Source organism: Moorena sp. SIO3H5 (assembly GCF_010692395.1).
Lineage (GTDB): Bacteria > Cyanobacteriota > Cyanobacteriia > Cyanobacteriales > Coleofasciculaceae > Moorena.
In genome coordinates this window covers 1-16,012 of record NZ_JAAHHS010000159.1, presented here as the reverse complement: position 1 = coordinate 16,012, position 16,012 = coordinate 1, and the positions used below count along the sequence as shown (strand labels likewise).

General features: G+C 43.4%; 12 protein-coding genes. 7 read left to right on the top strand and 5 right to left on the bottom strand.

The window, feature by feature from the left end; translation table 11 throughout:
• Positions 1-712: DUF2235 domain-containing protein (locus F6K52_RS18085; RefSeq protein ID WP_293080321.1), on the bottom strand; the 712-nt coding region annotated here is incomplete at its 3' end.
• A gap of 182 nt (positions 713-894) precedes the next feature.
• Between F6K52_RS18085 and F6K52_RS18080 the strand changes: the two genes are divergently transcribed.
• Positions 895-1,065 carry a hypothetical protein gene (locus F6K52_RS18080; protein WP_293080318.1) on the top strand — a complete coding sequence of 57 codons (171 nt, stop codon included), beginning with the start codon at positions 895-897 and terminating at the stop codon, positions 1,063-1,065.
• Between the two features lie 185 nt (positions 1,066-1,250).
• Here F6K52_RS18080 and F6K52_RS18075 read toward each other — a convergent pair whose 3' ends face one another.
• Positions 1,251-4,916: a hybrid sensor histidine kinase/response regulator gene (locus F6K52_RS18075; protein WP_293080315.1), complete on the bottom strand. Its 3,666-nt coding sequence runs from the start codon at positions 4,914-4,916 to the stop codon at positions 1,251-1,253.
• Between the two features lie 317 nt (positions 4,917-5,233).
• Between F6K52_RS18075 and F6K52_RS18070 the strand changes: the two genes are divergently transcribed.
• The 4 genes from F6K52_RS18070 (at position 5,234) to F6K52_RS18055 (ending at position 9,471) form a co-directional block, all read left to right on the top strand.
• Positions 5,234-6,154: a circadian clock protein KaiA gene (locus F6K52_RS18070; RefSeq protein WP_293080313.1), complete on the top strand. Its 921-nt coding sequence runs from the start codon at positions 5,234-5,236 to the stop codon at positions 6,152-6,154.
• A gap of 127 nt (positions 6,155-6,281) precedes the next feature.
• Positions 6,282-6,596 carry a circadian clock protein KaiB gene (kaiB, locus tag F6K52_RS18065; RefSeq protein WP_008182352.1) on the top strand — a complete coding sequence of 105 codons (315 nt, stop codon included), beginning with the start codon at positions 6,282-6,284 and terminating at the stop codon, positions 6,594-6,596.
• 98 nt (positions 6,597-6,694) lie between these two features.
• Positions 6,695-8,254: a circadian clock protein KaiC gene (kaiC, locus tag F6K52_RS18060; protein WP_293080310.1), complete on the top strand. Its 1,560-nt coding sequence runs from the start codon at positions 6,695-6,697 to the stop codon at positions 8,252-8,254.
• Positions 8,255-8,403: 149 nt separating this feature from the next.
• The gene (locus F6K52_RS18055) at positions 8,404-9,471 is read left to right on the top strand and encodes an LOG family protein (RefSeq protein ID WP_293080308.1); all 1,068 of its coding nucleotides are present in this window, start codon (positions 8,404-8,406) and stop codon (positions 9,469-9,471) included.
• A 105-nt stretch (positions 9,472-9,576) separates the two neighbouring features.
• On the opposite strand, the gene F6K52_RS18050 is transcribed toward F6K52_RS18055, so the two are convergent.
• Positions 9,577-10,452 (bottom strand): DUF928 domain-containing protein, encoded by an 876-nt coding sequence (locus tag F6K52_RS18050; RefSeq protein WP_293080306.1) that lies wholly within the window; start codon positions 10,450-10,452, stop codon positions 9,577-9,579.
• 404 nt (positions 10,453-10,856) lie between these two features.
• Here F6K52_RS18050 and F6K52_RS18045 point away from each other — a divergent pair, with 404 nt between their 5' ends.
• Together F6K52_RS18045 and bioF are read left to right on the top strand one after the other, a co-directional pair.
• Positions 10,857-11,288 (top strand): hypothetical protein, encoded by a 432-nt coding sequence (locus F6K52_RS18045; RefSeq protein WP_293080303.1) that lies wholly within the window; start codon positions 10,857-10,859, stop codon positions 11,286-11,288.
• A gap of 47 nt (positions 11,289-11,335) precedes the next feature.
• Positions 11,336-12,511: an 8-amino-7-oxononanoate synthase gene (bioF, locus tag F6K52_RS18040; RefSeq protein WP_293080300.1), complete on the top strand. Its 1,176-nt coding sequence runs from the start codon at positions 11,336-11,338 to the stop codon at positions 12,509-12,511.
• Here bioF and F6K52_RS18035 read toward each other — a convergent pair.
• Complete coding sequence (locus tag F6K52_RS18035) at positions 12,477-14,216, bottom strand: CocE/NonD family hydrolase (protein WP_293080297.1); 1,740 nt, start codon at positions 14,214-14,216, stop codon at positions 12,477-12,479. The genes bioF and F6K52_RS18035 overlap by 35 nt on opposite strands.
• The gene (locus F6K52_RS18030) at positions 14,213-15,703 is read right to left on the bottom strand and encodes an SLC13 family permease (RefSeq protein WP_293080293.1); all 1,491 of its coding nucleotides are present in this window, start codon (positions 15,701-15,703) and stop codon (positions 14,213-14,215) included. Before F6K52_RS18030 ends, F6K52_RS18035 begins: the two co-directional genes overlap by 4 nt.
• Positions 15,704-16,012 lie beyond the last annotated feature (309 nt).

Here is a 16,012-nt window from a genome sequence, read left to right as displayed (position 1 = left end):
TGCCGTGAACCCCTGGGAACCATACTTCACGAACAATCTGGGTTGGGGAAAGGTGGCTTTTGTCCATTGGAGTCACGTCAAACACTTTCCGCTGCTCATCAATGGATACAGCGTGCAACCCATGCTCAATAATCGGACTCAAAGAGGTATCGTGGAATCTATACCTCTTGTTGATCCTTTTGTCAAACCACAACAAAGGAGATAAATTAGGGATACCAAGAGAACCGACCGTGTCCCAGCAGCCAAGTAAGGTAATGGGAACACGTTCTCCGTATTTTTGGCGGAATTCCACCATTTCTTTATCATCGGGATTGGTAGCCCGAGAGCGGTACAGTTCGTAGGCTTCCGGAGCTTTAGGGATCTTGGAGCGGGATAGCAAGCCTGAGTTATAAATCATTCCAGCGAGACTGCGCACGGTGTAAGCCCCACGACTGAAACCGAATAGGTAGATTTCGTCACCAGGGGCGTAGTTCAAGCAAAGAAAACGATAAGCATCCTGGATATTGGTATCAATCCCTCTTCCAAAAGCCCCGCCGAAAAGCTTGCTCTTCAGAGAGTCTTCTGTGCCAATTCCCTCATCGTAGAATACGATTTGTAGAACTCCGTCACTACCCAATGGTTTAACTGCCTGAGAAATCTTAACCACATTGCTTGGGTAAGTACTTGATAACTCTTGCCATGTTCCATCACAACACACCACAAGACGTTTCATGGTCTACCTCCTTTAAAAACTTACTTACTCTTACTTACTATTTGAAACTATTTCAATTAAAGTAAATACTTTATATAGCAATTCTACGACTTGTGAGGTACAAATTTCTGAGGTGCGACCCGTGGCAAATTTAATTCGCCTACGGAAAGCGCACCTAAGTTTTTAGGGAGCAGGGAGCAGCGATGCAGCGCGGTCTTGGGGAGGCAGCGCTGCATCGCTGTATTAATTTGTGTAAAGTTGCCAAAAGCACCTCTGCTCCCTGCTCCGAAGTCCCTGCTCCCTGCTCCCTATTTCAACAGTTAATTTTACTTTTGTCCGACTACTTATTAACTATGATTAAGTATAAATGCTAAGGGAAACATGATAAAAATAAAAATAACTTTGGGTGGATAGGAGCTGTCTTATCCATATTAGCTTGAATTTGGAAAGAAGGCTCACGCCATAATCGCGTTTTTTGCAGTGGTTCGCAACAAGTGTCTCCAATACTGGATGGATAATCACGGTGTCGGATAATATGACCTACTTGAATCCCACTCCTTTAACGGGTTGGGTTCATGACCTGCTTAATCTGCTTTAATAACTGGGTCATTGACTGAGAATGCCAGTGTACAATCTGAGTAGCAATTTTCTTAAGCAGCAACTCCAACTGAGAATTGGAGTTACTACTGTTACTACTCTTGATTACTGGATCATGCGGCTTAGGGTCTAATCGATGATCCAAAACCAGAATTGGTGGTCGCTCTGGTAATTGAGCAAGAGTTATCAATCCTTGGGAATGTTCTAAAGGATTAGTGAGATCTGTTAATCGAATCAGCAGCAAGTCCACACTTTTTCCCTGAATTTGACGGTATACTTCTGCCCAAGAACAGGCGAGTAAGCTGGAATAACCAGCAGTTTGTAAGTATTGAATCAGTGCCTGTAGCCAAGATGTTGATGATTTTCCTCCCAGAGAAAATCCGTAGGATAAGTGAGACGATTCAACGTTCAACCTGTTAACCTGTAACGGATTACCCCTAAACTTTGTTCTCTGTTCCCCCGTGTCCATCACTAAAATGGTAGGCTTGCAACTGATTCCAGCTGCCACTTGAATGACTTGCAGTATGGCAGCCATCTTTTGTTGATTATTTGGTGCTAAACAGGGATAGACCGAAAGACCAGTTACTTGATTAGCTGCTTCTGTAGTTTGGTGATCCAGCGTTACTAGTGGTAAAGTACTCAAGCTTGGATATGATGAAAACTGATTCAAGTATATTAAAGGGTTGATCAGTCGAGCACCATTTAATACAATCACATCTGGATTCCAAACCCGACTCAATAACTCAGCTTGATCGAAATCATCGGCTTCGAGTACCCGATAATTCAGGTCTAAGTGTTCTAGACTCAATAGTGAAGTTAACTCATCAGTCAGTGTAGACGAGTCAGAGTTCTGGTAGGAATCTACATAATAGCCTTTTCGCCCATCACCAGGATTGAGATAGAGAATCGTTAGCACACTACTGGTATTACTCTCGTCTTTAGCCAGGCGAGAAAGGTTTTCTCGTAATGCTTCCTCTTGTACCGGCAAACTTAAGAAACCATCAGCTTTGTTGTGGGTTGCCTGCTGTTTTTCAGCCTGGGTGGCTGTGACCAAAACCGGGATGTGATTAGTTTGGGCATCCGACTTTAGCAGTGTTAGGACATCCCAACCAGAAAGTTTTGGTAGTAGGGGATTGAGTAAGATCGCATAGGGTTGTAAACGGCGGGCTTTTTCGATGGCTTCCGTACCAGAGCGGGCAACCACTACCCAATAGCCTAAACTCTTAAGCTGTTCCGTCAATCCTTCCAGGTAAAGAGGTACAGCTTCCACAATTAACACTAAACGGTTGGCCGTCGAAGATGGGGGGTGAGACGTTGCCGTTGGTGCAATCTCTGATAGTTGCTCATCCCAATTGTCCAATTGATCAGATGAAGCGTGGGGAGGACAGGGGGGGAAGAGTAGGGTAAACTGACTACCGACCCCTGCCTTGGAAATAAACGAGACATCTCCACCATGCAAGTGAGCTAGATGTTGTGTTAAAACTAATCCCAGACCAGTCCCCTCAAAGCTACGAGTCAGAGGCTTTTCCAACTGTTGGAATTTCTGAAAGATCAAGTGTTGTTTATCGGCAGGAATACCAATGCCAGTGTCCCAGACCGTGAAAGCAATCCAACCTTGCCACCAATTGACCTTCAGACCAATTTCACCATTGCCATCAGTAAACTTAAGAGCATTAGAAAACAGATGAGCCAACATTTGCCGTAAACGCAACTCGTCAGCAATCAGCATCTCTAAACCCGGTTCAATCTCTAAGGTTAATTTTGTGGGATAATCTCGATTGTTCTCCTCCGAGTGTTTTGAGTCTATCTCAGAGCGAGCCTGGTCATAAGCGCGATCGCATACAGTCCGAATTAGCACCGGTTCGAGGGTAAGTTTCAGTTGACCAGTCTCCATACGGGTCAAATCGAGAATATCGTTGACCACGGTCATTAGCTTACGGCCACTCTGATAAATTAACTGCGAATAACGGGATTGACGTTGATTGAGTTCCCCTAGGGCTTGGTCTTTCAACAAAGTTGACAAACCCAAAATCGCAGTTATTGGTGTTTTCAGTTCATGGCTAATACAAGCTAAAAACTCATCTTTGAGTCGGTTGAGTTGCACTAAATCAGCATTTTTTGCTGCCAGTTCTTGGGCAAAAAGTCGTTGCTCTGTGGTATCTTGAGCCAAGACTAGGTATAATTTTGAGTTGGGTGACTCTGACCTAGAGATTGGAGATCTCGAATAGTCAAAAGCGACCTTAGGCTCACAACTGCCAGTTTCTAGTCCTCCCTCCCAAAGGGCAGCGACAGAAGGTGACAGAGGAATTTTGACAAACGAGAATACCTGCTCCTGGCTGTTTGAAAGAGTTAAGTCATCAGTTGCTGTAGCGGTTTCCCGGCACTGGGTATGGTTTCCCCCGGTTTTCTTCACTGCTTGTGAAAACAGTAGCACCCGCTCGTGAATAGTGGTTGCTGCTTGATAGGGAGTATCAAGAGCACAGTATTGCCCAACAGCAGCTTGTTCATAAGTTTTGTCTGCCTGGTCACAAACATTGCCCACAGATAATGGCCATTGTCCTGGAGAGGTCGGAGCAGATTCGTTATGAAAGGTTGAGGAATTATGGGTATCAGGCTGACGCCACTGGAAGTCTGAGTCCATTGACTGTTCCATCGATTGGTTCAAACCTTCCTGACTGACTTCCCTCGGTACATCATTGGATAGCAAACGATTGTAAGAAGAACGGTAGGGTATCTTTTCCCTAGCTCCAGGGTTTTTCTGGGCAGAGGTAGTATTTTTAGTTTCTGTGGTGCTAGCATTTGCCAGATTCCCCTCGGATGATTTCTCAATCTGCTCACGCCAGGTCAGATTCTCGGCTAAAACTTTTCCCGTCGAGGTTTGTATGCTTAGGGGTAATGGCAGTTGTTCTAACAGTTGGACTAATGGGTTAATGCCCTTGAACTGGGCAGTTTTAGTTACGGCTTCGTCCTGAGTTTTCAGTCCTGAGTTGATTCGAGATGATAATCCTCGGGAATTGACCCAAGAACTCTTGGCTGTTAATCCATAGTCTGGGTGGTGAGTCCTGAGCGGGTTAGGGTTCAGTCCCTTGGGTTGAGTACGCTTTACTATCGATTCAGAACGTTGTTGGGTGAATGTGGATGCTAATGATTTTAACAGCAGCCAACTGTTCAGGAGTCCGATAAATTTCTGGTCTCCATCTACTAATGCCCACTGTTCCTGATCTCGGATGGGGAATTGGTTAAATTCTCTATCCCAGTTGCTGCTCAACTCCCCTAACCCCCCCTCCCTACTTCCATTGTCTTGTAGGTAGTACCAGAATTGGTTTAGACTCAGCTTAGCTGGTAGGATGGTTATGGGTTCAATGATGTTTGGCTCTACCCAAGATAGTGGTTTGTGAAGAAAACCAGTTGTCATTGTTGTTCCTGAGCTACCTACCTTAGCTAAGGAAAGCAGGTGAGGCATGATCTGCCTTAGGTTCACTACTCCTACAGGATATTGCTGTTCGCTGACTACCACAATCGAGTCATGCCTTGAACCATTAAAAATATCTAGCAGAGTAGCCAACTCAGAGGTACTTTGACAAACAGGAACTAGCTGGGCAAATTTTTGGATACTGGGAGTAGGCATGGGCATAACCAATCTAGCTTCAACAGCGGTTGAGCGCTACAGTAGCAATACATCCTCCTAAAGTAGCAACAAAGGAATTAACTCAAGCCCAACAGGGCTAGGGCTATCCCCTAATGCTTGAAGAGCAAGTACTTTTCAATATACTGCTCAACACTGGGTATATAGTGAGGCGCGAAATCAAAATTAATTACAATTATCAGACTGTTTCAATTTAATTTAATTTATATTAAGCTGATTGTTAAAAAAAATGTTAAAATATTACTGGTTTAAGTACTCTTATATAGTAAGAGTAACCAGTTTGTTATTCCAGACCTGTTGTGTTGCTTTCCCAACTAACCATATGTACCCTGATCAGTTCTGATTCCCTAGCTCAATCCCTTTGTCAGGTTTTGGGTAGCGAGCATCATATTATACACTCTACTAGTTCAGAATCTGAATTTTTCGAGGTGGTTGAGCAACATAAACAGGATATTGATTGTTTGGTATTGCAGGATACCGACACACTTCCCAAGGTGATAAACTACTTGTACTTGCAAGGAACCACCTTACCTGCAGTATTTTTGCGGTCGGACTCCCCACAAATTCCCTCTAGGGTTGACAGCAATCAACAGCTGGCTTATAACCAGACGACCCATAAATTCACCACCAGATCCAGGGCTCATTTGTTCCATCCGGCAGAAGTGGAACTTACTATTGACCAATTACCTGAGATTGGCAATTTCATCCAACAGGCGATCACCGGATTTTTATCTCTGGCTCCCGCCTGTAACTTACCCAGGTCAGATGACCCGCTTTATCCTACCCTCGCAGTAGCTAATTACAGTTTCTTGAGTAAGCAGCAGCACCGGTTAGCTGAAAAGCTCAGGGAAAGACTTGGATACCTTGGTGTGTACTACAAGAGAAATCCTCAGCTTTTTTTCCGTAATCTATCTCTTAACGACAGGGATGAGCTGTTAGAACACTTAAAATCAGAGTATCGTCAAATTGTTCTACAGTACTTTGCACCAGGAGATACCCTAAACCAAGACATCGATCATTTTGTAGAACAAGTGTTTTTTGCGGATATTTCTATATCTAAGATTGTAGAAATTCATATGGAACTGATGGATGAATTTTCCAAACAGTTGCAGCTGGAAGGGCGTAGAGAGGATATACTGCTTGATTATCGCCTGACGTTAATCGACGTGATTGCTCATTTAGGTGAAATGTATCGCCGCTCCATCCCCAGAGAACTGTAAGATCAGCATAATCGGATCAACATTGAGTAGTAAGCTTGATGGGAGGCTCTCCTAAAAAACCGTTTCCTTGAGTTCCTTGATCCCTTGTATTGACCTTTAACCCATCTTCTCCTAAACTTACGAGCCTATGAGTTCCTATAAAAAAACCTATGTTCTCAAGCTTTATGTAGCTGGGAACACCCCCAACTCCGTCAGGGCTTTGAGAACACTGAAAACTATTCTCGAACAGGAATTCCAAGGGGTTTACGCTCTCAAAGTAATTGATGTTCTTAAGAGCCCCCAACTAGCTGAGGAAGATAAAATTTTGGCAACACCAACCTTGGCAAAAGTTTTACCGCCTCCTGTGCGAAAAATCATTGGGGACCTCTCAGATCGAGAAAAAGTCTTGATCGGCTTAGATTTGCTTTATGAAGAACTCCGTGAAGGAGATTTGGATTTCTAAATAGATTATACCATTTTAGATTAAAGCGTGAAGATTTAGCAAGTCAGTAACACCATTAAACTTTTTTTTTTGATTAAGAACATTTACTTACGACCAATATGAATCAATTGAATCAAAATGAACAATATCAAAACTCAGTAACAACGGTCGGTGTCCAGAAAATACGGACAATGATCGAAGGCTTCGATGAGATCTCTCATGGGGGTTTACCATCTGGTAGAACCACCCTGGTCAGTGGAACGTCTGGCACTGGAAAAACTCTATTAGCTGTTCAATTTCTCTACAACGGCATTAGCAATTTTGATGAAGCTGGTGTGTTTGTTACATTTGAAGAATCACCCACAGATATCAGCAAAAATGCATCGAGCTTTGGTTGGGAGCTAAACAAACTAGTTAATGAAGGCAAGCTATTTATTCTGGATGCTTCCCCGGATCCAGAAGGACAGGACATTGTCGGCAACTTCGACCTGTCTGCTCTGATCGAGCGTATTCAGTACGCCATTCATAAATACAAAGCCAAGCGAGTTTCCATTGACTCAATCACTGCCATATTTCAGCAGTACGATGCTGCTTCGGTGGTACGCCGAGAAATTTTTCGCCTAGTAGCACGCCTGAAAAGCATTGGCGTAACCACCATTATGACCACAGAGCGAGTTGAAGAGTATGGACCAGTAGCTAGATTCGGGGTGGAAGAGTTTGTCTCGGATAATGTGGTCATTGTCCGTAATGTCCTGGAAGGGGAACGCCGACGCCGTACTATAGAAATTCTAAAGCTGCGGGGTACCACCCATATGAAAGGAGAATATCCCTTTACGATTACGGATCAAGGGATCAACATCTTCCCCTTAGGAGCAATGCGACTGACTCAACGGTCTTCCATGGCCAGAGTCTCTTCCGGAATCAAAACTCTTGATGTTATGTGTGGTGGTGGTTTCTTCAAGGATTCCATTATCCTGGCAACGGGTGCCACAGGTACTGGCAAAACCTTGTTAGTGAGCAAGTTTATCGAAAATGCTTGCATACAAGGTGATCGCGCCATTCTGTTTGCTTACGAAGAATCTCGGGCTCAGCTATCTCGTAATGCATCGTCTTGGGGCATTAATTTTGAGGAAATGGAACAAAAGGGTTTATTAAAAATCCTGTGTTCTTATCCAGAATCAGCGGGGTTAGAAGACCACTTACAACGGATTAAAACAGAAATTGCTGAATTTAAGCCCTCTCGCATTGCCATCGACTCTCTTTCTGCTTTAGCACGGGGAGTGAGCAACAATGCCTTTCGGCAGTTTGTGATTGGTGTGACGGGCTATGCGAAGCAAGAAGAAATAACTGGCTTTTTTACTAATACCACAGATAAATTTCTGGGCTCTGACTCCATTACCGATTCCCATATTTCCACAATTACTGACACAATTATAATGTTACAGTATGTGGAAATTCGTGGTGAAATGTCCCGTGCTATCAATGTGTTTAAGATGCGAGGCTCTTGGCATGATACAGGAATCAGAGAGTACACTATTAGTAAGGATGGACCAGAAATTAAGGATTCCTTCCGCAATTACGAACGAATCATCAGTGGTTCTCCCACTCGTATTCCCCTTGATGAAAAAAGCGAACTCTCTCGGATTGTTAAAGGCGTTCGTGATAAGTCAGTGGAATAATATTGAGTCCGCTTAATCACTTCGTATTCAGGGAAATCGTTAATTGTTAATTGTTAATTGTTAATGGATCCTTGACTATTGACAATTTTTAATTTTCAATTTTCAATTGATGAAAAACCTTTAATGATAAGTAGTCAACTGGATACGATATGACTCTCTCTCCTTATGTGGATGGCTTCAACTCACTGTCAACTGATTTAGTAACACTGATAGACCAGCTACCTAATCTGGAAAATCGTAAATGGATCAAACGGTCTCTTGCAGTGCTAGTGCGACTAACTGGGGAAGAAATTGACCGTCTGGACTGGAAAATAATCACCGCTTCTCTAGAAGATATGGAGCGGGCATTTCAAGTTTTTTATCCCTATCGTCATGTCCGGAAAGTTACCATTTTCGGTTCATCACGCCTTGCTCCAAATACTCCTGAATATCAGCTGGCAGCTGAATTTGCTCATCATTTAACCCAGCAGGGATTTATGGTAATGACTGGTGCTGGTGGTGGCATTATGGAGGCAGGAAACAAAGGTGCTGGCTCTAAGCATTCGTTTGGTCTGAATATTCAACTACCGTTTGAAAACGAAGCAAATTCGTTTATCGCAGGGGATCCCAAGCTGATTGAGTTCAAGTATTTTTTCACTCGCAAGCTATTTTTTATCAAGGAAACGGATGCGCTTACCTTATTTCCTGGTGGCTTTGGTACTCAGGATGAAGCCTTTGAGTCTTTAACCCTTTGTCAGACAGGACGATTAGAACCAACTCCTTTAGTACTGATTGATAAACCTGGTGGCACCTACTGGAAAGATTGGGATGCTTATATTCAAAAGCACCTCATGCAACGGGGTTTGATCAGGCCCTCAGATTCCAGTCTCTATACCATCACAGATAACTTAGATGTAGCTTACCAAACAATTAATCGGTTTTACCGGATTTATCACTCTAGCCGCTATGTCAGAGATCAATTCGTTCTTCGCCTCAAATCTGAGTTGTCAGAGGCTGAGGTTGAACAGCTAAATCAGGATTTTAGCGATATCTTGGTTCAGGGACGGATTGAGAAAACTCAGGTTTTACCAGAAGAACTACCTGATGAAACCGCTGAACTCCCCCGTCTGGTTTTCCACTTCAATCGACGAGATGTTAGCCGTCTTTACGAGCTACTCGCTACTATTAATCACATGGGTGTTTCCGAAGAAAGTACAACTCATCCGGAACTGAAATAAGGCTTGGATGCAAGCATCCTTAAAATACACAGCAGGCTCGACCAATGACCAATACCGGTAAATAACCCACTATCTTGCTGGTAATGGAATTAGAGCGACTTGATCTTAAAATTCCAGAAGGGGTGCTTGCGTGATCGCATCTAAGTCAACAGACTGCAATAATTTCACCCAATCCTTGATCACCAGGTCATTGCTAGAATTTTGCTGACGTAGCTTAGCTAGAGCATTAAGGGTATCATACCAGATCCCTGATCTGGCATAGATAATCGCTTTCTGTTCTAATGTCGCTTGGTCTAACTGATTTTTGAGGGATGGGTTGAGTGACATCCGTTTTACCCAGCCTGTCACTACAGGAGACCCCAGTCGCTCACATTTAACCACAAAGTACCAACGATACTGTTTACCAACCTCAAGGGAGGTGACTGTTGATGGAAGTTCGATGCCTACTACACTTGGTGAGGACGATGAGGCAACAAATTTAGTCCAGTAGATTTCGTTATAGTTTTCATCTTGTAGCACAAACTCCAAAGGCAAGTCCGGTGTCAGGGCATAGGGAACATAAAACCAGAAGGTGGGATGAGAAACAACGGTTAAGCCGAAAACTGATTCTGTTCGAATTTGACCATCACTGGCAATGGTGGGCGTAGAAGGGACTAAGGCAGTCAAAGGTTCTTTGACTTTTGGACATTGCCCACGGCTTGCCGCTGCTTTTCGTTTACCGGGTACACCTCGTTCCGGTACATTTGGTGGCACCCAATCTAGACTGATGCCTAATGGCTGTGGATTTCTTGAAGTAATTCGCTCTTGCTCTCGGTGCTTTTGAGCTACTTCTGCTGTTGGGGAACGTTGATCTGAGTCCAACCGGGAATTGCTAGGATTTGCTGTTGACATTCCTGGCAAGGCAATATTGCTACTAAAGCTGACAATTGCTAATGTAATTCCTAAGATTGGCGGTGTTAACGGTAGTTTTATCTTGCTCATGATTCATAAAGAGTAATTTTCAAGGAATTTTTCCTTGTGATTGGTCAGGTGATTGGTCAGTTGTTACTTCCTATCTCTAGTTTTTTCAATGTCGTTGCTACCCTCATTATCACTCAATTGAATGAACTATCTAATTTTTCCTACTGACCAGTAATTATTTTCTATATCTAGTTTGATCTACAATCGAGTAATTGACGAATCCAGAATTCAAACATCGTTCATTTTCAGGACTTACGTAGCTACTCTACCTGGTTAATTAAGACTATTTGATAGCAAAAAAATATTATTTTGTCAACTGTCTTTTGATAGAGATGGATAGTTCAAAGTTCCGGTAAATCATCCCTAGATCAAATCTATAATTTAGCTGGGGATGAATGAGTAAATACTATTAGGAGTCCAGTTTGGTGGCGGACATGAAAATTTACCAACAATCTTTTTTTAATCAAAAACTGTTTATCATCGTATTGTTGCTCAGTGTGGGAGTAACATTACTCAGTAGCTGCTCCCCTAACAAAATGGAGAAGTGCAAGCTGATTGAGGTTGAACCTAGGGAAGTTGAGCTAGATATCAGGGATACTGATATTGAAGGATGGGAATTAGAGGTACTTTGTGGTGACCAACTTTGGGACATCCCATGGTCAGAAATTAATCGCCACTTTAAGATTGACCTGAAGAAGTATTACTCTAAGAATCCACAAGCAGCTCAACGGCAGCTGCAACGACTGGAGCAACGACTACTTTTCTATAAACCAGACAACAAGAGGGGAAATATCCTATACGGTTCTTTAGATGGCAATCCAGAGTTAGTTGGGGTGAAGGCGAAAAAAGATGATTAGAATTAAACTTGCATCAAGTCCAAGTCTCATCCCCAATACAATGTCTAATGTCTACTGACCCTTATGCTTGGCTAAAGCTATCCCTGACAACGATTGAGAAAGCCAATTGGTATCGTTCAGTACAAACTCTACAAAGTATGCCTGGTGCTGTGGTGCAACTGGAAGGGCGAGAGGTGATTAACTTCGCTAGTAATGACTATCTGGGACTGACAGGCTCACCTCCTTTAATCGCAGCAGCAGTTACTGCTACTAAGGACTATGGTACTGGCAGCACTGGTTCGAGATTACTTACTGGACACCGGGAACTCCATAGACATTTGGAAAATGCGATCGCATCTCTCAAACAAACTGAAGATGCGATAGTCTATAGCTCTGGATATTTGGCAAATATAGGCACGATTGCGGCGTTAGTAGGGAAACGGGATTTAATCCTAGGGGATCAATACAACCACTCCAGCCTGAAAAATGGGGCAATTTTGAGCGGTGCCCAGGTAATCGACTATGAGCACTGCAATATGGCTTCTTTGCAGGGTCAACTGATTGAATATCGACAACAGTACCGCCGTTGCTTAATTGTTACTGATAGCGTCTTTAGCATGGATGGTGATTTATGCCCCTTGCCTGAGCTATTAGGGTTGGCCAACCAATTTAATTGTATGCTCCTGGTGGATGAAGCCCATGCTACAGGAGTTTTGGGCGCTACAGGGGCTGGGTGTGTGGAACATTTTGGCTGTACTGGAGAAACGATTATTCAAGTTGGCACCCTCAGTAAAGCTTTGGGGAGTTTGGGAGGGTATGTGGCGGGTTCAGCGGTTTTAATTGATTTCCTCCGAAATCGTTCTCCTAGCTGGATTTACACCACTGCTTTATCTCCAGCAGATACTGCAGCAGCATTGGCAGCAATCCAAATTGTCCAACAAGAACCAGAACGCTGCGCTCAACTGAGGAATAATGTAGAGATTCTCAAACAGTTAATTACTCAGCAGTTGCCTAATCTCAACTGTTTACCCTCTGAGTCACCTATCCTTTGCATTTCCATAAATAGTGCTACTGAGGCTCTTGCTGTTGGGGAAACCTTGAAAGCAGCTGGTATTTTTGCCCCTGCTATTCGTCCTCCTACAGTGCCTACGAGTCGGATTCGGATCTCAGTTATGGCAACTCATACACTGGATCATTTCCAGCAATTAGTTACTGCTTTGGGGACCTGTGATAGTTCAAAATAGGTAATAAAATACGAGTTGGATAATCTCCTCCACAACTCACCTTCAAAGTAATAATCTGAGCATCGATCAATCGGCTTTCACTAGGGAAAGCCCTAGTGCCGGAATTCACTGGATAAGCCGGAAAACAAGCCCCACTTAAGCTCAAGCGCAACTGATTCCCTTTAGCAATACGCACAAAAGTTGCTTGGAATGGAATACGCAACGGATTAATAGTGTCCCCAGGATTGACCCGTCTATATCCTTGAGTAACATTGTAAACCCTGCCATCGGGATGGACTTCCGACAACACTGCACAGATATCAAAACTGGGAGTATCAGCGGTGCAAAACACCTCAAACACCACATCCCCTACTATATGTAAATCTTCTGCTAAGGGTTCACAGGTGTAGGTTAAAACATCTGTGCGACAATCTATGGCAGTGCGATCGCATGAACCGACTGGCATGGCTGCATGACCCCCCATTGCTGGAACTGGACGCCAAGGGTCATGAACTAATAAATCACAGGATAGATCATAGGTATGCTGGCTTTGGGATACTCCCTCTGTCTCCGATGGCTGTTGCATTTCTTGAGACTCTTCTGGGACTAATTTTCCAGAATCTTCCCTGACACTGGCTAAACCGGAAGTTACCAGATAATAAGATTTCTGATTGCCATCAGGCCAACTATCAAAGTAACGCCACCGATTAGTTCCCATCTCAAATAGACAAACAGGCGGTTGCTCAACCACGTTGGTATCAATTCCCTTGAGGAACTGGTCAAACCAACGCACTTGCAAGCCATCAACGGGACTATTCGCCTGGAGACCATAATCTACTGCTCCCACTTTACGCCCCCAAGGCAGGTGCGCCCAAGGTCCAATGATCAGATGCTGGGGCGAACTGCCATGAGATGCCATATCTTTATATAAATGAAGTGTCCCTCGCAAAAATGGGTCAAACCATCCTCCAATGTGTAACATGGGCATGTCTACATCCTGCATCATTCCCTTGGGAGATAGTTTTTCCCAGTATTCATCTGGGTGAGGATGGTCTAACCAGTCGTGATAAAAAGAGTCTGGTGCTAAGTCTTGGAGAATTTGAGGGCGAGCCGGAATTGGGTCATACAGGGGTAAATTCCGAGATGCTCCATACAACAGTTGATAGGCTTGCTCATCTGACCGCAATCGTGCGGTTTCTGTTGCTAATTGTATCGCCCAACCCAGATTAGCTTGTAAACAAAACGCCCCTCCCTCATAGGCCCAATCGCTGTATAAGTCATAGCCAATCATCGCTGGACAGATCGTTTTCAGAGCGCTGGGATAGCTGGCAGCAGCGTACAGTTGAGTCATTCCCTGATAGGAAAAGCCATACATGCCCACATCCCCAGTGCTACCGGGTAAACTTGCTGCCCAGTTAACACTATCAAAGCCATCTTCTACTTCGTGGGCAAACAAATCAAACTTACCCTCTGAAGTGCCTCTCCCCCTGACATCTTGAATCACTACAATGTAACCCTGGGCAGCATACCAAGTGGGATGAGCATAGACTACCGTAGATGCGATCGCTCTTCCATAGGGTTGCCGCATTAGCAACACCGGAAACTCACCAGCACTATCGGGACGGTAGATATCCGCATCCAGCCGTACTCCATCCCGTGTTACCATTGATGCCGTTTCTTGTTTTACCTTCAACCTTTCAACCTGCCACTTGTAACTTATAGTCATCCCAACATGGGGATAGCTACAAAATTCATTAATAAACTTACTAGAATCACCCCAACGATATTTAAAACTAATCCTACCTTAACCATGGTAGAAATTGGGAAATACTCCTGAGAGTAAACAATTGCATTGGGAGGAGTTGCCACTGGCAGCATAAACGCGAAGGAAGCAGAAATTGTGGCGGGCCACATCAACAAAGCAGGTGATACATTTATAATCGGTGCAGCAGTAGCTAAGATAGGTATGATCACAGCTGTGGTTGCTGTATTCGAGGTCACTTCTGTTAAAAATGTGATAAATAGACAGATGCAAACCACCATTAAAACCGTTGAAAGTCCCTGCAATCCAATTTGTAAATTATCCCCTAGTAATTGAGACAAACCTGAGGCAGCAAACCCTTTAGAAATTGCAATTCCACCCCCCAATAGCAGCAATATTCCCCAAGGAATTTTCACAGCCGTTTCCCAGTCTAGGAGGTTGATTTTATCCCCCGTCTCTGTTTTCACAGGAAGTATAAACATGATCACAGCAATTAGGGCAGCCACACTGGAATCATGAACAAAGTTAGCCACCCCTAGATAGGTTGACCAACCAGTTAATGTAAAGGAACCGATGGTGATATCTGCCCGAAAAATCCACAACAATGCTGTTAACCCAAATAAAATAGCAACGTATTTTTCTCCCTGAGACATTTTACCCAGTTTCTGGACTTCTTTGTCTGGAATTTTAAAATAGTCTGAGGATAAACTGTTATTCTCAAGCTTGACTGTAATTTTAGTTAAATAGATCCAAGTTAACAATATAAATATCAAAACAGCTGGCACTCCCACGATAATCCATTGATAAAATGTAATGGGGTTACTGTCTGGAAAATTTTCTTTTAATTGTGCCAGAAATATCAGGTTAATTGGTGTCCCGATCGGGGTTCCAATCCCACCAATATTAGCTGCGTAGGCAATTCCCAGCATTAGGGAAGTTCCCAGAGTTTTACCTACATCAATATTGGGATTGGCAAGAGCCGTTTCTTCGATGATAGAGATAGCTATTGGCAGCATCATCAAGGTTATAGCTGTATTCGATATCCACATTGACAATACTGCTGTTGCTAGCATAAACCCCAAAATTAATCTGGTTTGTTGGGTACCAACAATGCTAATAATGTGGAAAGCAATCCGCTCATGTAGGTTATATTTTTCAACCGCTTTAGCAATAAAAAAAACTGTCATCAATAACAAGACTACGTCAGAGGCATAGGCGGAAGCAACCTCTTCAGCAGAAAGAATTCCTAAAAAGGGAAATAAACCCAAGGGAATAATGGAGGTGGCGGCAATCGGGATAGTTTCAGCAATCCAAAAAATTGCCATGAGAAGCGTTGCTCCTAGCATTCTCACAGCAGTTGGTGGTAAATTTTCAGGAAGTAATGCTGGAAAAAATGAAAGGAGCCAGATAATGGTAAAAATACTAACTCCTAGGTAAAAGCTTTTTTTCATCAATAGGACTTACGCAGTAACTCTACTTCTATTAGTAAGGTGATTTCTTAACGAAGCCTACACTATAAGTGAGTTTATAGTCCAGTTTTCCGTAAGTCCTGTTGTAAGCATATGCGCTACGCGCACGCTACTTGAGGTGCGGTCAGCGGTCAGCGGTCAGCTATCATGCTAAAAAAAACCTCTAAGGAGAGAATTTAAAGGTGCGCTCTTACCATTAAGAATTAAATTCGCGCGATTGTCGTGCCTAATAGTTCTAAATTAATGATAATTGAAAGTCTGGGCAAACGCGCATCTAATCATATTATAATA